We start from the raw sequence: 17,158 nt of genomic DNA, 5'->3' as shown, positions 1-17,158 counted from the left end.
GGTCGACGCGCCCGGGCGGGTCGATGCCGACCGTCACGGGGACTTAACGACGCCCGACGCTTGCGCTGGTATGATGCGACACGTCGCGCGCCCGCGGGGACGGGCCGGCGTCCTTTATCTTGAGGAATCGTCTTGGATACTTTGGTGCAATTGCTGGAGATGGTGCTCCACATCGATAAACATCTGGGGGTGTTCATCGATCAGTACGGAAACTGGGTGTATCTATTCCTGTTCATGATTGTGTTCGTGGAAACGGGATTGGTGCTCTTTCCGTTCCTCCCGGGCGATTCCCTGCTGTTCATCGGTGGTGCGTTCGCAGCCACTGGCGCGATGGATCCCTGGCTGCTCGGCGTGCTGCTCTTCATCGCTGCCGTGACCGGGAACACGCTCAATTACTGGATCGGCTCGAAGATCGGGACGCGCGTGTACGAGAAGAACTGGCGTTTTCTCGATCGCGACGCCTTGCGCAAGACGCATGATTTCTATGAGCATCACGGCGGCAAGACCATCGTGATGGCGCGTTTCGTGCCGGTCGTGCGCACGTTCGCCCCGTTCGTGGCGGGGGTGTCGGCCATGTCGTGGGCGCGCTTCCAGCTCTATAACATGCTCGGTGCGCTGATCTGGGTGGTGCTGCTCGTGGGCGGCGGCTACCTGTTCGGCAACCTGCCGATCGTCAAGCAGTATCTGAACGTTATTGTGCTGGTCGGGATCTCGGCAGCGGTGGTGCCGATTGCCCTTGGCGCGGTCTGGAAGCTCTTCACGCGCGGTCGCCGTCGCGTGGCGCAAAGCCAGAGCAAGTAAGCTCGACTCGGCGCGATCGGTGAAAAATGGCGCGTCCCGTGACCGGGGCGCGCCATTTTCGTTTGGGCCGTCGTACGGCGCCAGCCATCAGGCCGTACGATTTTTCGCGAGCGGCGGGTTCTTGGCGAAATAGGCCTTGATGCCCTTGAGCAGTGCGTTGGCGAGCCGGTCCTGATAGGCGGGATCGTTCAGGGACTGCTCTTCCTTCGGGTTGCTGATGAAGGCTGTCTCGACGAGCACCGACGGGATGTCCGGCGCCTTGAGCACCGCGAAGGAGGCCTGTTCGACGTTCTTGCTGTGCAGCCGGTCCGCGACCGTGCCGATCTCGGCGAGCAGCGCCGAACCGAACACCTTGCTGTCGCGGATCTGCGCGGTCGTCGACATATCGAGCAGCGCATGCGCCACGGCGCGGTCGTTGGTCTTGATGTTGACGCCGCCGATCAGATCGGACGCGTTCTGCGTCTTCTCCAACAGACGTGCCGTCGCACTTGTGGCGCCGCGCTCGGACAGCGCGAACACCGACGCACCGTTCGCCGAGGGCGACGTGAACGCATCGGCATGAATCGACATGAACAGATCGGCATCTACGCGACGAGCCTTCTGCACGCGCACGCCGAGCGGCACGAAGAAGTCGGCGTCGCGCGTCATCATCGCGCGCATATTGGGTTGCGCATCGATCTTCTCGCGCAGCCGCTTGGCGATCTGCAATACCACCACTTTCTCGTAGGTGCCGCTGCTGCCGATGGCGCCGGGATCTTCACCGCCGTGGCCGGGATCGAGGGCGATGGTGAGCAGGCGGGCCGTCTTCGGACCGCGCGAGGGCATCGGTGTCGACAGATCGTTGTCATCGTCACCCTTGCGCTGGGCGAGTGGGGGTGTCTTGTCCGGTGCCGGCGTGGGCGCTGGACGCGAGGGGCGTGGCCCCTGTTCGCGCTGCGCGTAACGCTGGAAGAACGCTTCGCTTTCTTCCGTACTCGGTGTGCCCGCGCCTGACGAAGGCGATGAAGGTGACGAGGGCGGCGAGTTCTTCGCCCAGGCCTCGGCCTTGTTGCCGGATTTGGCGAGCAACTCCATGAGCGGATCGGGTTCGACGGCCGGATACAGATCGAACACCGTGCGGTACTTGTAGCCCGCGACCGGCGGCAACGTGAAGGACTGCGGCTTCACACCGGCCTTCAGGTCGAAGACCATGCGCACGACGCCGGGTTTGAACTGCCCCACGCGCACCTGCATGATTTGCGGGTCGTTCGGCTGGATTTTCGACACGAGATCGCGCAGCGCGGGACTCAGATCCACTTCATCGAGATCGATGACGAAGCGGTTCGGACTCTCCATCAGTTGCTGCTGGAATTTGACCGGATTGTCGGTCTCGAGCGTGACACGTGTGTAGTCCCTGGCCGGCCAGACGCGCACCGCCACGATGGCATTGGCGAACGCGAGGCGAGGGCCGGTGAGGGCGAGAATCAGCGTCGACGCGCCTGCGCGCAGTGCGCGGCGGCGGCCGGCATTGGGCGATGAGGCGTCGTCGGTACGGGTGAAGCGTTTGATCAGCATGAGTTCTGGCAAGCAAGACCGGCTGGCGTGTAGGCGCTCGTCGTCAGACGGCGGCTGTTGCCAACAGGTTCCAGCCAAAGGCTCAAATCGGGGGTGCCCAGGAGACCTTCGGCCTTCTCTGGCCACTCGACGAGGCACAGGGCGTCGCCTGCAAAGTGCTCCCGAAAGCCCGTGTCATGCCATTCGGCCGGATCGGCGAAGCGGTACAGGTCGAAATGATAGACCGGCAACACGCCTTGCGGGGTATCGATGTTGTATGGTTCACACAGCGCGTAAGTCGGGCTTTTGACGCGTCCCGTGTGGCCCAGCGCACGCAGCAGCGCACGCACGAGCGTTGTTTTGCCCGCGCCCAGGTCGCCCGAGAGCTGCACGTGCAGCCCCGCGTGCGCGGCGTCGGCGTGTGCCATGCGTTCCACGATGGCGCGCGCGAGCGCTGCGGCGAAGGCCTCGGTGGCAGCTTCGTCCGGCAGCGCGAAGATGCGCTCGCCTAGCGGTGACGGCGTCGATGGATCGGGCATTGCGTAAAATGGAGTCAATGAAAGCTACCGTGATTTTCCCCGCTACCGCCGCACAAGTCGAGCCGTCGACACGTCCGAATGCCCTGGAAGTGTCGTCCTCGCGCGACAATGCGACGCCTCAGACGCTCGATGCCGAGCGCCTGCGTGCTCTCGCCAGCCAGATTCGCGAGTGGGCGGGCGAACTCGGCTTCGGCCGGGTGGGCATCACGGACACCGATCTCGCGCATGCCGAAGCGGGGCTGCAACAGTGGCTCGACGACGGCTGTCACGGCGATATGGACTACATGGCGGCGCACGGCATGAAGCGCGCGCGGCCGGCCGAGCTGGTTCCCGGCACGGTGCGTGTCATCAGCGCACGCATGAACTATCTCCCAAGCGATACCGATATGGCGAGCTGGCGCCAGCGCGAAGCGGCGCGTGCGACGATGCCCGCCGAGGCGGTCGTCTCGCTCTACGCCCGCGGACGCGACTATCACAAGGTCATGCGCAACCGGCTGCAACAACTGGCTGATCGCATTACGCAGGCCATCGGGCCGTTCGGTTACCGCGCATTCACCGATTCGGCGCCGGTGCTCGAAGTCGAACTCGCGCAGAAGGCCGGGTTGGGCTGGCGCGGTAAGCACACGCTGCTGCTCTCGCGCGACGCCGGTTCGCTCTTCTTCCTCGGCGAGATATTTGTCGACGTGCCGTTGCCGGTGGATATCGATGTCGAGACTACGCCGGATGAGGGCGTGGGGCGCGGCATGCAACGCGGCGAACACTGCGGGCAATGCCAGCGATGCCGCGACGTCTGCCCGACGGGAGCGATCACCGAAGCCTTTCGTGTCGACGCGCGGTTGTGCATCTCGTATCTGACGATCGAGCACAAGGGGGCGATTCCCGAGAATCTGCGTGCAAAGATGGGCAATCGCATCTACGGCTGCGACGATTGCCAGCTCTATTGCCCGTGGAACAAGTTTGCCCAGCCGTCGCCGCTCGCCGATTTCGCCCCGCGCAACCGGCTCGACTGCGCCTCGCTCGTCGAACTTTTTGCCTGGAGCGAAGCCGATTTCATGGATAAGCTGGCGGGCAGCCCGATCCGTCGCATCGGTCATGAGCGATGGTTGCGCAATCTGGCCGTGGGGCTGGGCAATGCATTGCGCGAGACGGCCCACGCCGATGCCCGCACGCCGCTGCGCGAAGCCTTGCTGGCGCGGCGCGATCATCCCTCTGCGCTCGTGCGCGAACATGTCGAATGGGCGTTGGCCCAGGAAGGAGTCACGGCTTGAGCACGCGCGCAAGTAAATCGACCGGCGCCGCCGCAACCGGCGGCAATGACGCATCGCGCGATGAGATCGAACGGCAGAGCGACGACGCGCGCGACGCCGGTCTCGACACGTTCGACACGTTCGACGGCGCCGACGAGCCGTTCGAACAGGCCGCGCTCGATGCAGGTCACGACGCCGGTCACGACGACGCCGGCGAAGACCCGTCGCCGCCGCCAGCTTTCGATCCCGACAGCGCAGCCTACGTGCGCAGTACCGCCCTCATCGACCAGTTCTGCGACACGATCTGGCTCGAGGACGGCCTCTCGCGCAACACACTCGACGCTTATCGTCGCGATTTGCGCCTCTTCGCGCAATGGCTGGCGGCCAAGCGCGAGACCGCACTCGATGGCGTGGACGAGGCTGCACTCTCTGCCTATCTGGCGTGGCGTCGCGATAGTCTGGCGAGCAGCGTGAACCGTCGTTTGTCCGTCTTCAAGCGCTTCTATCAATGGGCGTTGCGCGAGCACATCGTGCAGCATGACCCCTGCTTGCGAATCGCGTCGGCCAAGCGTGCCCAGCGACTGCCCTCGACGTTGTCCGAGGCGCAAGTCGAAGCACTGCTGGGTGCCCCCGATCTGACCCAGCCGCTCGGACTGCGCGATCGGGCCATGCTCGAGCTGATGTATGCGAGCGGTCTGCGTGTGTCGGAGCTGGTCGCACTCAAGACCATCGAAGTGGGTTTGAACGAAGGCGTGCTGCGTATTTTCGGCAAGGGTGCGAAGGAGCGGCTGGTGCCGTTCGGCGAGGAAGCCAATAGCTGGCTCACGCGCTATCTGGCCGAGAGCCGGGGTGTGCTGTTGGCCGGCCGCGCGTGCGACACGCTTTTCGTCACGCAACGCGGCGACGGTATGACACGGCAGGCGTTCTGGTATCTGATCAAGCGCTATGCGTTGCAGGCCGACATTCGTGCGCCGCTCTCACCGCACACGCTTCGTCACGCCTTCGCGACCCATCTGATCAATCACGGCGCCGATCTGCGTGTGGTGCAGTTGCTGCTCGGCCACTCCGATATTTCCACCACGCAGATTTACACGCACGTCGCGCGTGAGCGCCTCAAATCGCTGCACGCGCAGCACCATCCGCGAGGGTGAGTGGGCCGTGCGCGGATGCCGGCCGCGCTCGTCAGAGCAGTGCTTTCAACCTGTGCTTGAGCACCTTGCCCGTCGACGCCGCGGGCAAGGCGTCCAGCACGCGAATCAGCGCCGGACGCTTGTAAGGCGCGAGGCGTGTCGCCGCCCACGCCGCCAGCGACGCCGCATCGATGCTATGGCCCGGGCGCGCTTCCACAAACGCGATGACCTGTTCGTTGTCGGCTTCGGGGCGGCCGATAACGGCCGCCTGGAGCACATCCGGGTGGCTCGCCAGCGCCTGCTCGACTTCGAGGGGGTAGACGTTGAAACCGGAGTGAATGATGAGTTCCTTCGCGCGTCCGGCGAGGAAGAGCGCGCCGTCTGGCGCGCGGCGGGCAAGATCGCCGGTGCGTAACCAGCCGTCTGCGGTCACGCTTGCCGCCGTCAATTCCGGCGCGCGGTAGTAGCCGAGCATCACGTTCGGACCGCGTACCCAGAGTTCGCCCACTTCGCCGTCGGGCAGATCCTGTCCGTCATGACCCACGATGCGCACCGCCACGCCGGGGATCGCCGGTCCCACGGCGCAGTCGTCGCGTGGCGCGTCGAGCAGCGTTTGCGAGACGGTCGGGCTGCTCTCCGTCAGGCCGTAACCGTTGTGAATCGGCAGGCCGTAGAACGCTTCGACACGCGCCTTGAGCGCTGCATCGAGTGGCGAGCCTCCCGAGTAGACGAAGCGCAAACGCGGCGCGACGAGCGATGCACCTTGCGTCGCCACATAGGCCATCAGACGCGCATGCATGGCAGGCACGCCTTGCAGGATCGTCAGCCCGTCGTGAGCGAGCGAATCGAGTACGGCCTCGGGGGTGAAGCGTGCCGCGAGACGCAACGTGCCGCCCGCGTACAGCGTGCCGAGACACACCGAGGTCAACCCATAGACATGCGAGATCGGCAGCACACCGTAGGCGATATCGTCGGCGCCGACGCGTCGCAGCGTGCTGGAGACTGCCGCAATGAACATCAGATTGCGATGCGAGAGGCGAACGCCCTTGGGCGTGCCGGTCGTGCCGGTCGTGTAGATGAGTGCCGCGCATTGCGCCGCCGGATCGGTCTGCACCGGTTCGGCGAGACTGGCAGGGTCGACGTCGGACGCGGCAATGGCGCCCAGCGCGAGTTCGGTCCAGACGATCTGGGCGGCATCCGCGCGGGCATGGGCAGCGGCATCGGGCGATGCGTCGACCGTGTAAATCGTGCATCGCGGCTGCGCGTGATCGCGGATGGCGCCCAACTCCGCTGGCGAGAGCCGCGCATTGCTCAACAGCGGCCAGGCGTCGAGGGAGGCCACGGCGAGCAGCAGAACGACATAGGCGATGCCATTCTCGCCGACGATCATCACACGGTCGCCGCCCCGCACGCCATGGGTGCGCAGGCGCTCGGCGCAGGCCGTCACGGCATTTGCCAGTTGGCCGTAGGTCAGGCGGCCGGAGTCGTCGATCAGGGCGATACGGGAGGGCGTCTGCGCGGCAATACGCGCGGGCAGGGCGTCGATGCGTGCGGGCAGATTCGCGAGCAACGTGGCGGCGAAGGTGTCCTGAGGCGAGGGGTCGAGAGGGGCAGACATGGCCGCATTGTAATGCGGGTGAGGCGATGAGGCAGCCCTCGGGCGTCGCAGGACGACGTGACGCATGCATTCCGGGACCGCAACGGCGATGCGTTTCATTACAATAGGCGCCCATGAGCAAGACCAAACACGTCTCGGAAACGCCAGCCACGCAGTTTCTGAAGCAAAAGCAAGTGGCTTTCACGGAACACGTCTACGAGTACGTCGATCATGGCGGCACCGGCGAGTCGGCACGTCAGTTGGGAGTGGACGAGCATGCCGTAGTCAAGACACTCGTCATGGAAGACGAAAAGGCCCGGCCGTTGATCGTGCTCATGCACGGCGACCGGACTGTTTCGACGAAGAACCTCGCGCGGCAAATTGGCGCCAAACGCGTGGAGCCCTGCAAGCCGGAGGTCGCCCAGCGTCACTCCGGTTATATGGTGGGTGGCACGTCGCCATTCGGCACCAAGCGGGCCATGACGGTATATGTCGAGGCGTCGATTCTCGATTTGCCGCAGATTTTCATCAATGGCGGACGGCGTGGCTATCTCATCGGCATTGCCCCGCCGGTCTTGCTCAATACGTTGGCGGCCAAGCCGGTGTCGTGCGCATTGAGCGACGAGTAACCGCTTCAAACCCCTTGTCGGATGGCCGCCTGCCCGGCACTTTGCGCCTTGGCGCAACCCCGTGTTTGCCAGAATGGGGTGACCGGGCCGCTCAAGTAGAATGGCGGCCAATACAAATTCTGCTCACAGTCGAAGTTCATGGCCACACTGGTTTTTATCGTTCTCGCGTATCTGATCGGCTCGGTGCCGTTTGCGGTGGTCGTCAGCCGCACGATGGGGCTTGCCGATCCGCGCAGCTACGGCTCGGGTAATCCGGGCGCCACCAACGTGCTGCGCTCCGGCAACAAGAAGGCCGCAGTGCTTACTCTGATCGGCGATGCCTTCAAGGGCTGGTTGGCGGTGTTCCTCGCAGAACGCTTTGCCGACGCCTGGGGCGTGGGCGATTTCGGTCTGGCGGCAGTGGCGCTCGCGGTCTTCGTCGGCCACCTTTACCCGGTGTTCCTGCGCTTCGCGGGCGGCAAGGGGGTGGCGACCGCAGCCGGTGTGCTGCTCGCCATCGACCCCATTCTGGGCCTGGCCGTGATCGCCACGTGGCTCATCATTGCGATCTTCTTCCGCTATTCGTCGCTCGCCGCGCTGGTGGCCGCCGTGTTCGCGCCGCTTTACTACGTGTTCATGTTCGGCTTTGGGCCCTATGCGCCGGCAGTCATCGTCATGGCGATTCTGCTGATCTACCGGCACCGAGCGAACATCGGCAAGCTGATCGCGGGCAAGGAAAGCCGCATCGGGCAGAAGAAGTAAGGCTGGCGTCCCGGGCTCGGTGCGAATGCGAGCCGGTGTGGAAAATAAAAAACCCGCAGCGAGTCTGCGGGTTTTTTTGTGCCTGCCGCGCGCGTCAGTCGCGGAAGTTGTTGAAGTCGAGCGGGGTGTCGGTCACGTCACGGCGCAGCAGCGCCATGGCGCTTTGCAGGTCGTCGCGCTTGGCACCCGAGACGCGAACGCTGTCGCCCTGGATGCTCGCCTGCACCTTCATCTTGCTGTCCTTGATCAGGCGCACGATCTTCTTGGCCAGATCGCCTTCGACGCCCTTCTTCACCTTGACGACCTGCTTGACCTTGTCGCCGCTGATCTTCTCGACCTTGCCGTAGTCGAGGAAACGCACGTCCACATTGCGCTTGGCCATCTTGCTGACGAGCACTTGCGTGACCTGTTCGAGCTTGAAGTTGTCGTCGGCGAAGAGCGTGAGTTCCTGCTCTTTGTGCTCGACGCGCGAGTCCGATCCCTTGAAGTCGAAGCGCGTCGAGATTTCCTTGTTGGCCTGCTCGATGGCGTTCTTGACCTCTACCATGTTGGCTTCGCTAACCACATCAAACGATGGCATCTGGCTCTCCTGAAATGTAAAGGGTTCGTGAAAATGACACGCCGGGCGTGCCGGGGTGATTCGGCGGCGCTGGCGTGCCCGTCCGGGGGTGTCGCACGGCGCAGGGCATGGCCGCGCGGCCGGTATAATGATGCGCAAAATTCTTTCGCCCGACATTGTAATTCAGCCGCTGGTTCCGCGTCCCTTCCGGACGATGTCCGGCACGGCGGCGCTCACTGGCTTCTCGATACTCCATGCTCCAGTTGCAACGCGACGTCAGTCTGCGCGAACTCAACACCTTCGGCCTGCCGGCCACCGCCCGCTTCGTTGTGACGATCGACAGCGAGGCGGCGCTGCTCGAGGCGCTTGCCATGCCCGAACTGGCAGGCCTGCCCCGGCTGGTGCTCGGCGGCGGCAGCAATGTGGTGCTCACGCGCGACTTCGACGGCGTTGTCCTGCGCATGGCCATTCGCGGCCGCGAGCGGCTCGCAGACGATGACCACGCCCGCTACGTGCGCGGCGGTGCTGGCGAGGTCTGGCACGAATTCGTCGACTGGACGCTGTCGCAGGACTGTCCCGGCCTGGAAAACCTTGCGTTGATTCCCGGCACGCTCGGCGCGGCGCCGATTCAGAACATCGGGGCGTATGGGCTGGAACTGGCCGAACGCTTTGCCGAAGTGCGTGCCCTCGATACCGCCACCGGCACGTTTGTCACGCTCACGCGCGAGGTATGCGCGTTCGGCTATCGCGATTCGCTGTTCAAGCGTGAGCCCGGGCGTTACATCATCGTCGCCGTGACGCTGCGGTTGCCGCAGCCGTGGCAGCCCGTCACGGGCTATGCGGATGTGTCGCGCACGCTCGCGCAGGCGGGCATCGATCAGCCGAGCGCTCGCCAGATTTTCGATGCGGTGGCCGACATTCGCCGTCGCAAACTGCCCGATCCGCTCGAACTCGGCAACGCGGGCAGCTTCTTCAAGAACCCGGTCGTGGACGCGGCGACATTCGCCGCGCTGCGTGAGCGCTTCCCGCAGACAGTCGGGTACCCCCAGCCTGACGGCTCCTGGAAGGTTGCGGCGGGCTGGCTGATCGACCAGTGCGGCTGGCGTGGCAAGTCGCTCGGCCACGCGGGGGTGCATGAGCGCCAGGCGCTGGTGCTCGTGAATCGCGGTGGTGCGAGCGGCGCCGAAATCGTGGCGCTCGCGCGAGCGGTTCAAGCCAGCGTGCAAGCGCGCTTCGGTGTCGCGCTCGAGCCCGAACCCCTCATGCTTTGATGGCGGTAGCGTCGGGCAGGCGCTGCAGGTAGTCGCGTCGCAGATCGACGGTGGAGCGCACGCCGACATCTGCGAAGTGCGCATCGAGCCATCGGCTGGCCGCTTCACGGCCACGGTCGCGCAGCGTCGTGAGGAAATTCCAGTCGGTGACGAATTTCGTCGATGAGGACAAGTCGTACAGTTCCTTGTCTGCGCGAATCGAGTGAATCAGCGGGTACTTCAGACGCTTGCGAAACTCCGGCTTGAGCCATCCCTCGTCAAGTAGCTTGTGTACGAAGGAGATGGCGCGGAATTCGCGCTGCAGCGACGCGTTGAAGGTAATCTCGTTCACGCGGTTCATGATCTGCCCCGGCAGCACCGGCTTTTCCTTCCGCTCGATCGGATTGATGTGCACGATCAGGATGTCGCTCGTGACCGTCTCGTAATAGAAGGGGTAGAGCGCAGGGTTGCCCAGATAACCGCCGTCCCAGTAAAAGTCTTCGTCGATCTTCACCGGTTTGAACAGCCATGGCAGACACGCCGACGCCATGGCGACGTCAAGCGTGATCTCGTGTGTGCGGAAGATGCGAATGTTGCCGGTGCGGATGTTGGTCGCCGACACGAACAGGTGTGTCGTGGTGCTCTCGCGCAGACGCTCGAAATCGACCTGCGCTTCGAGTACGGTACGCAGCGGATTGATTTCGGCCGGGGGCTGCGAGAACGGCATCATCCACTGCTGCATGCTCTGCATCCAGTCGTGCCAGACCGGATATTCGGTGGGACGGCCATTGAGCCAACTGAAAACGGTTTGCGCCCAGGCTGTCGCCGACGAGCCAGCTTGCGACACGCCCAGCCAGAAACTGTGCAGCGATTCACGCGCTTTCTCGCGCGGATCGACGCCGGGGCGGTCGAGCAGGCCGTGCGCGAGCACGACAGCATTCATCGTCCCGGCGGACGCACCGCTGATGCCTTCGAATTCCAGACGCCCGTCTTCGAGCAGTTTGTCGAGCACGCCCCATGTGTACGCGCCATGCGCGCCACCGCCTTGCAGACCCAGATCGATGCCTTTGCGCCTCGGAGCGTCGCGGCGGTTGCGGGAGGATTTCGCGGACTTGGCGGGCGCACGTAGGCCAATGCCGTCTGAGGTATCCGCGCTGCCTTTGGCGGCGATGGCTTCGTCGCCATCGGCCTTGCGCTCAGTGTCAGGGGGAGGCTTGCGCGCGCGCGGTGTGGCGGCTTTCCCGGGCACTTTGCCGGTTCGCGCCGGCCGGGTGAGCCCATCGGGGGGAAGCAGCGGCACATCGGTTGGCTCGAGATCGGTGCTCGTGCCGTTGACGGCGTTCGTGGGTGTGCCGGTCGCATCGCCCGTCAGAGAAGGCTGAAATGCGGCCTGCCCATCGGCGGGCGTGGCGGAAGACGTGTCACCGGCAGCATTGTCGGCGGATTCGGGGGGCAGACGCGACATAGTGAGTAGCGGCGCCGGGCCGCGCTGAACCGGCCGAGAGGGCGATGGCGCGAGAGGTCGCGCGCCGTCGCGATGCTGGCCAGTCGGTTAGCCGTAGTGGCAAACGTAATCGAGCGTCTCGACGACCTCGATATCGAACTTGCTATTGCCTGGCACGCTGAATTGCTGACCGGCAGCATATTCCTGCCACTCGGTCTGACCGGCCAGACGGATGCGGCAACGGCCGCCCGTGACTTCCATGATTTCCGGGGCATCGGTACCGAACTGGAGCGTGGCCGGGAAGATCACCCCCAGCGTCTTGCGCGTACCGTCCGGGAACAGCACAGTGTGGGAAACACACTTGCCGTCGAAATAAGTGTTGGCGCGCTTGATTACGGAAACGTTGTCGAACTGCGTGGCGTTTTGCGTCATGACCGAATGCGGTGTCGAATGCGATGGAAAGTCGCGATGGAAGGTCGATATGCCCGCCCCCAATGGGACAGGCGTGAATTCATGCTAGCACGTTTCGAACGTCCACCCGGCGCATTTTTGTGCGCTGCACAACAAATTCGCCCCGTCTTGGTGCAAATTGCGAAATGTTCTGATGGGCGGTCCGGACTGCATCGTGCTGCCATGAAGCGCGTGTCAACGAGGGACGGCGGCGCGTCAGCGATGATAGCGGAACGTTGATCGCTGCGGGCGATGACGGTGCTGTGGGGAAAGGAGAAAGCGGGAGGGCGAGGCGGGCAAGAGGGCGCGGCGCCAGAGGTGCCGCCCGGATGACATGGCGTCGTCCGGGCGTGGTGAGGCGGCAGGGTCAGACGCGACCCAGCATCAGGAACTCCATGAGCGCCTTCTGCACGTGCAGACGGTTCTCGGCTTCGTCCCACACGACGCTTTGCGGGCCATCGATCACATCGGCCGACACCTCTTCACCCCGGTGAGCGGGCAGGCAGTGCATGAACAAGGCATCGGGCTTGGCGCGTTGCATGAGGTCGGTATTCACACACCATTGAGCAAACGCCGCCTTGCGGGCTTCGTTCTCCGCTTCATAACCCATGCTCGTCCACACGTCGGTCGACACGAGATCGGCACCTTCGCAGGCCTGGCGCGGATCGTCGAACTCGCGCACGAACGGACGGCTCGATTCGGCCACCATCGCCTGATCGAGGCGGTAGCCCGGCGGCGTCGAGACGTTGACCTGGAAGCCGAAGATCTCGGCGGCCTGAATCCACGTGTACGCCATGTTGTTGGCGTCGCCGATCCACGTCACGGTCTTGCCCTTGATCGGGCCGCGATGCTCGTAGTAGGTGAAGATGTCCGCCAGTACCTGACACGGGTGGTACTCGTTGGTCAGGCCGTTGATCACGGGTACGCGCGAGTGTTGCGCGAAGCGCTCGATGATCTCCTGACCGAACGTACGGATCATGATGATGTCGGTCATGCGCGAGATCACCTGAGCGGCGTCTTCGATCGGCTCGCCGCGGCCGAGCTGGGTGTCGCGCGTGTTCAGAAACACGGCGTGGCCGCCCAACTGGTGAATCCCGGCTTCGAACGACAGACGCGTGCGAGTCGAGCTTTTCTCGAAAATCATCGCCAGCGTTCGGTCATGGAGCGGGTGGTAGGTCTCGTAGTTCTTGAATTTCTTCTTGAGGATGCGGGTGCGCTCGAGCACGTAGTCATACTCGTCGAGCGTGAGATCCGAAAACTGAAGGTAGTGCTTGATGGGTTTGGCGGTGGTCATTTGGATGTTCTGCTGGAGGCCGATATCGCGGGAATTCGAAGGGAACTCGCTCGCTTGCGGCACGACGAACAAGCCTTGAGGCCTGTCCCCCGGTCAGGCTCGTGAAGGTGTTCTACCGGTTGCTGGCTTCAGGGGAACAGCCCCTAGTCTACCAAATCGTTTTGCCGTCACACGAAAAGCGTATGATCGAGCCCGCTGCTGCACAGCCGAAAATGGCTGGCAAGACCGAAAAAAACATCTGCAGCAATGGAGGGGGACGGGTTTGAGTCTTATATAAGATATAATACTGTCTCTGTCGGCTGCGCTACCCGCGGTATGGCCGTCCAGGTGTTTTTTGAGGTGATTGAGCGATATGACCGACCAGGTTTCCGCGCGCGAGTATTTCATCCAGGGGCTCACCCGGGGTGGCAAGAAGTTCCGGCCGAGTGACTGGGCGGAGCGTCTGTGCGGCGCCGTGTCGTTCTGCGGCCGAAGTGATACCGGCCCGAACGCATACATGCAGTACTCCCCCTATGTGCGTCCGATTATGGTGGGTGACGTGAAATGCGTCGTCGTTGACGAGCGACTGCGCGACATCGAGCCAATGGCTTTCGATTTCGTGATGAATTTCGCACGCGATAACGATTTGCAGTTGACCGAAGCCTGCTTCGTCCCCGACGTCAAGTAATTCCCCTTGGCCGTTTTCCGGCCAGACGTGAGTGCCGGGCCTTTGGCCCTGACTCACCGTCGATCTGCAACGTCCTCAGCTACCTCAGCCACTCGGCGCCTCTCTTCTCGTAGGGCTTCCTGCCGTGATTCCATGGGTTCGCGCGCGGTTTTCGCGATCGCATCGCTGATGCGCGCCCGGACAGCGTGTTTCGCCACGCGTATGGGCACACAATCCGGTCTTGATCGCTGAAACAGGCGGGGGGCCTTAACAAGCGCACAAAAGAAAAAAGCCCGCGTGAAGCGGGCTTTTTAGTGTTCCGACCGTAGCCGGAACCGGCAAGCAACTTGTTCTGCTTTGCAGCTTACGCTGTTTTAGGCAGCAGCCGACATCGCCTTGATGGCGGCCGACAGGCGGCTCTTTTGACGAGCAGCGGTGTTCTTGTGAACGATCTTCTTGTCAGCGATGATGTCGATCGTCTTGGCCGACGTGCGCAGAACTTCCTTCGCGGCAGCCTGGTCGCCAGTGGCGATTGCCTTGCGGACAGCCTTCACAGCCGTGCGCAGGCGCGAACGCAGCGCCGAGTTGTGGGCGTTGATCTTAACGGTTTGACGCGCGCGCTTGCGTGCTTGTGCGGTATTTGCCATGTTCGGTGAATTCCTTGAATTGCTCCGCCTGATGCGGCTTCTATGCAGTTTGGCTCGGCTCCCTGGGAGACACGGTGGCCAGGAAGCAATCCATTGACTTCGAAACCGTCGATTATAGCCGAAGGCCAACGGAAATTGCAACTTCTTTGCTGCAATGCTGTGCGTATAATACGCGCAACATGAATTTGCTCAAAGCTCTCGCTACGGTCAGCGGTTTTACGATGCTTTCGCGCATCACCGGTCTGGTCCGTGAAATTCTTATCGCGCGCATGTTTGGTGCCGGTCCCATGACCGACGCCTACAACGTCGCGTTCCGCATTCCCAACCTGCTACGCCGCTTGTCTGCTGAAGGGGCGTTTTCGCAGGCATTCGTGCCTATTCTGGCCGAATTCAAAACACAACGTAGTGAAGAAGAGACGAAAACCCTCGTCGATTCGGTCACGACAGTGCTGTTCTGGGTGCTGCTGTCGATCACGATTGCGGGGGTGCTCGGGGCGTCCGGTGTTGTCTACGCGGTGGCAACGGGGCTCGCGCATGAAAACGGCACGTTCGACGCCGCCGTCTTCATGACACGCGTGATGTTCCCTTACATCACCCTGATTTCGATCACGACGCTTGCCGCCGGGGTGCTCAATACCTGGCGGCAGTTCTCGATGCCCGCATTCGCGCCGGTGCTGCTCAACGTCAGCTCGATCGTCGCCTCGCTGTGGGTCGCGCCGCATCTGAAGACGCCGGTCTACGCGCTGGCCTACGCGGTGATCGTCGGTGGCGTATTGCAGTTGGTTATCCAGCTCCCGGCGCTCGCGCGTATCGGCATGGTGCCGCGAATCACGATCAATGTGGCCGCGGCGCTGCGCAATGCCGGGGTGAAGCGGGTGCTGGCGAAGATGGTGCCGGCAACGCTCGCGGTATCGGTGGCGCAGGTGAGTCTGATCATTAATACGAACATCGCGTCGCGCCTCGCACAGGGCAGCGTGTCGTGGCTGGCTTATGCCGACCGGTTGATGGAGTTTCCGACAGCGCTGCTCGGCGTGGCACTGGGCACGATCCTGCTGCCGAGCCTGTCGCGGGCCCACGCCGACGGCGACGCCGCAGAGTATTCGGCGCTGCTGGATTGGGGGCTGCGTCTCACGTTTCTGCTGGCGATGCCGAGTGCTGTGGGCCTGTTTGTCTACGCGCAGCCGCTGACCGCCACGCTCTATCAATACGGCCGTTTCGACGCAACCGATGTCACGATGACGGCGCATGCGCTCACTGCGTACGGCGTGGGGCTGGTCGGCCTGATCCTCATCAAGATTCTGGCGCCGGGCTTCTACGCCAAGCAGGACATCAAGACGCCGGTGAAGATTGCCATTGTGGTGCTCATTGCCACGCAGCTCTCGAACGTGCTCTTCGTGCGCTGGTTTGCCCATGCCGGACTGTCGCTGTCGATTGGTGTCGGGGCGTGCATGAATGCCGCGCTGCTGTTCGCCGGACTGTACAAGCGCGGCATTTATCGTCCGTTGCCGGGCTGGCGGCTGTTCTTCGTGCAATTGCTGGCGGCCTGCCTGATTCTGGCCGGCGTGCTGCTGTGGTTCACCCAGAGTTTCGACTGGGTCGCGCTCGGCGCACGGCCGCTCTCGCGCATTGCGCTGCTTGGCGCCAGTCTGGTCCTATGCGCCGTGGTGTATTTCGGGGCATTATTCCTCATGGGTTTCAATTTCTCGTTCTTCCGTCGACGCACTCGCTAGTGCTCCACTAGCGGGCCGTTCACACGGCAGAATCCACGGATACCGCATGGCGAATCGAATTCTCGAGTATTTTGCTGCGCTGGTTGCGTCCGACGACGGTCTGCCGCTTACCGAGGCGGCCATTGCAATCGCGCAAGACGTTTATCCAGATCTCGACGTGCAGGACACGCTGACGCAGATCGATACGCTTGCCGCGCGGCTGGCCAAGCGTCTGCCGCCGGATGCCGGACCGCTGCAAAAGCTCCAGCTGCTCGACCACTACTTCTTCCGCGAACTCGGGTTCTCTGTCAACCAGAACGACTATTACGACCCAGACAACAGCCACCTGCATGTCGTGCTGGATCGTCGTCGCGGTATTCCCATCTCGCTGGCGGTGCTTTGCATGGAGATCGGTCACCAGATCGGTCTGCCGTTGCGCGGCTTGTCGTTCCCCGGGCATTTTCTGCTGCGGCTTGCCGTGCCGGCGGGCGATGTCGTCATCGACCCGCTCTCGGGCAATTCGCTCTCGCCGCAACGGCTGCTGGAGATGGTCGAGCCCTATTTGAAGCACTATCGCGACGAAAGCGCCGAGCCGATTCAGGAACTGGCCCTGTGGGCGCTGCTGCACCCGTTTCTTGAGCCTGCGACACCGCGCGAAATCCTCGCCCGGATGCTACGGAATCTGCGAGCAATCTACACGCAGAGCGAACGATGGGAACGTCTGCTCGCGGTGCAGGAGCGTATGGTGCTTGTTCTGCCCGACCAGCCGGTCGAGAAGCGGGATCGCGGGCTGGCCTATGCGCGTCTCGGACTGGTGCGTCCGGCGCAGGACGATCTCGAATGGTATCTGGGCAAGCGTCCCGATGCGGACGACGCCGACGCCATTCGCCAGGTGCTCGATGATCTGAGTCGTCGTCCGGGCAGTCACGGGTAACGGCCAGC

17 protein-coding genes are annotated in these 17,158 nt (G+C 63.3%); 9 read left to right on the top strand and 8 right to left on the bottom strand.

From position 1 onward, the window contains the following. The first annotated feature begins 132 nt into the window (after positions 1–132). Entirely contained in the window at positions 133–801 is a 669-nt protein-coding gene (locus tag PBR20603_RS12470; RefSeq protein ID WP_150559837.1) for a VTT domain-containing protein, read from the top strand. 87 nt (positions 802–888) lie between these two features. Here the strand turns inward: PBR20603_RS12470 and PBR20603_RS12465 are convergent, their stop codons facing one another. Further along, positions 889–2,355 (bottom strand): N-acetylmuramoyl-L-alanine amidase, encoded by a 1,467-nt coding sequence (locus PBR20603_RS12465; RefSeq protein ID WP_246174599.1) that lies wholly within the window; start codon positions 2,353–2,355, stop codon positions 889–891. Next, the gene (tsaE, locus tag PBR20603_RS12460; protein ID WP_150559835.1) at positions 2,349–2,873 is read right to left on the bottom strand and encodes a tRNA (adenosine(37)-N6)-threonylcarbamoyltransferase complex ATPase subunit type 1 TsaE; all 525 of its coding nucleotides are present in this window, start codon (positions 2,871–2,873) and stop codon (positions 2,349–2,351) included. The genes PBR20603_RS12465 and tsaE overlap by 7 nt, the downstream gene beginning before the upstream one ends. Positions 2,874–2,881: 8 nt before the next feature. Between tsaE and queG the strand changes: the two genes are divergently transcribed. Continuing rightward, on the top strand, positions 2,882–4,141 hold the full coding sequence (gene queG, locus PBR20603_RS12455; RefSeq protein ID WP_150559834.1) for a tRNA epoxyqueuosine(34) reductase QueG: 1,260 nt from the start codon (positions 2,882–2,884) through the stop codon (positions 4,139–4,141). Positions 4,142–4,383: 242 nt separating this feature from the next. Continuing rightward, positions 4,384–5,271 (top strand): site-specific tyrosine recombinase XerD, encoded by an 888-nt coding sequence (gene xerD, locus PBR20603_RS12450; RefSeq protein WP_150559940.1) that lies wholly within the window; start codon positions 4,384–4,386, stop codon positions 5,269–5,271. A 31-nt stretch (positions 5,272–5,302) separates the two neighbouring features. Here xerD and PBR20603_RS12445 read toward each other — a convergent pair whose 3' ends face one another. Beyond that, positions 5,303–6,868, bottom strand: coding sequence for a class I adenylate-forming enzyme family protein (locus tag PBR20603_RS12445; protein WP_150559833.1), 1,566 nt, complete (start codon positions 6,866–6,868; stop codon positions 5,303–5,305). Positions 6,869–6,981: 113 nt separating this feature from the next. On the opposite strand from PBR20603_RS12445, the gene ybaK reads away from it, so the two are divergent. Both ybaK and plsY read left to right on the top strand, forming a co-directional pair. After that, the gene (ybaK, locus tag PBR20603_RS12440; RefSeq protein WP_150559832.1) at positions 6,982–7,476 is read left to right on the top strand and encodes a Cys-tRNA(Pro) deacylase; all 495 of its coding nucleotides are present in this window, start codon (positions 6,982–6,984) and stop codon (positions 7,474–7,476) included. Positions 7,477–7,614: 138 nt separating this feature from the next. Next, positions 7,615–8,217: a glycerol-3-phosphate 1-O-acyltransferase PlsY gene (gene plsY / locus PBR20603_RS12435; RefSeq protein ID WP_150559831.1), complete on the top strand. Its 603-nt coding sequence runs from the start codon at positions 7,615–7,617 to the stop codon at positions 8,215–8,217. Positions 8,218–8,311: 94 nt separating this feature from the next. Here plsY and PBR20603_RS12430 read toward each other — a convergent pair whose 3' ends face one another. After that, positions 8,312–8,797: a YajQ family cyclic di-GMP-binding protein gene (locus tag PBR20603_RS12430; RefSeq protein ID WP_010807150.1), complete on the bottom strand. Its 486-nt coding sequence runs from the start codon at positions 8,795–8,797 to the stop codon at positions 8,312–8,314. 233 nt (positions 8,798–9,030) lie between these two features. Here PBR20603_RS12430 and murB point away from each other — a divergent pair, with 233 nt between their 5' ends. After that, on the top strand, positions 9,031–10,047 hold the full coding sequence (gene murB, locus PBR20603_RS12425; protein ID WP_150559830.1) for a UDP-N-acetylmuramate dehydrogenase: 1,017 nt from the start codon (positions 9,031–9,033) through the stop codon (positions 10,045–10,047). Here the strand turns inward: murB and PBR20603_RS12420 are convergent. The 3 genes from PBR20603_RS12420 to argF form a co-directional block, all read right to left on the bottom strand. Further along, positions 10,037–11,491 (bottom strand): patatin-like phospholipase family protein, encoded by a 1,455-nt coding sequence (locus PBR20603_RS12420; RefSeq protein ID WP_150559829.1) that lies wholly within the window; start codon positions 11,489–11,491, stop codon positions 10,037–10,039. The genes murB and PBR20603_RS12420 overlap by 11 nt on opposite strands. A gap of 87 nt (positions 11,492–11,578) precedes the next feature. Next, positions 11,579–11,902 (bottom strand): pyrimidine/purine nucleoside phosphorylase, encoded by a 324-nt coding sequence (gene ppnP / locus PBR20603_RS12415; RefSeq protein WP_150556707.1) that lies wholly within the window; start codon positions 11,900–11,902, stop codon positions 11,579–11,581. 385 nt (positions 11,903–12,287) lie between these two features. After that, positions 12,288–13,214 carry an ornithine carbamoyltransferase gene (argF, locus tag PBR20603_RS12410; protein WP_150559828.1) on the bottom strand — a complete coding sequence of 309 codons (927 nt, stop codon included), beginning with the start codon at positions 13,212–13,214 and terminating at the stop codon, positions 12,288–12,290. A 352-nt stretch (positions 13,215–13,566) separates the two neighbouring features. Here argF and PBR20603_RS12405 point away from each other — a divergent pair, with 352 nt between their 5' ends. Then, complete coding sequence (locus PBR20603_RS12405; protein ID WP_150559827.1) at positions 13,567–13,881, top strand: DUF3579 domain-containing protein; 315 nt, start codon at positions 13,567–13,569, stop codon at positions 13,879–13,881. Between the two features lie 353 nt (positions 13,882–14,234). Here PBR20603_RS12405 and rpsT read toward each other — a convergent pair whose 3' ends face one another. Beyond that, the gene (gene rpsT, locus PBR20603_RS12400; RefSeq protein ID WP_010807144.1) at positions 14,235–14,507 is read right to left on the bottom strand and encodes a 30S ribosomal protein S20; all 273 of its coding nucleotides are present in this window, start codon (positions 14,505–14,507) and stop codon (positions 14,235–14,237) included. Between the two features lie 179 nt (positions 14,508–14,686). Here rpsT and murJ point away from each other — a divergent pair, with 179 nt between their 5' ends. Beyond that, on the top strand, positions 14,687–16,237 hold the full coding sequence (gene murJ, locus PBR20603_RS12395) for a murein biosynthesis integral membrane protein MurJ (RefSeq protein ID WP_150559826.1): 1,551 nt from the start codon (positions 14,687–14,689) through the stop codon (positions 16,235–16,237). A 46-nt stretch (positions 16,238–16,283) separates the two neighbouring features. Then, a complete protein-coding gene (locus PBR20603_RS12390; RefSeq protein ID WP_150559825.1) occupies positions 16,284–17,150 on the top strand; it encodes a SirB1 family protein in 867 nt (288 codons plus the stop codon). Positions 17,151–17,158: the final 8 nt, after the last annotated feature.

It is taken from the genome of Pandoraea bronchicola, assembly GCF_902459805.1.
Classification (GTDB): Bacteria; Pseudomonadota; Gammaproteobacteria; order Burkholderiales; family Burkholderiaceae; genus Pandoraea; species Pandoraea bronchicola.
This window is presented reverse-complemented; position numbering and strand designations above follow the sequence as displayed.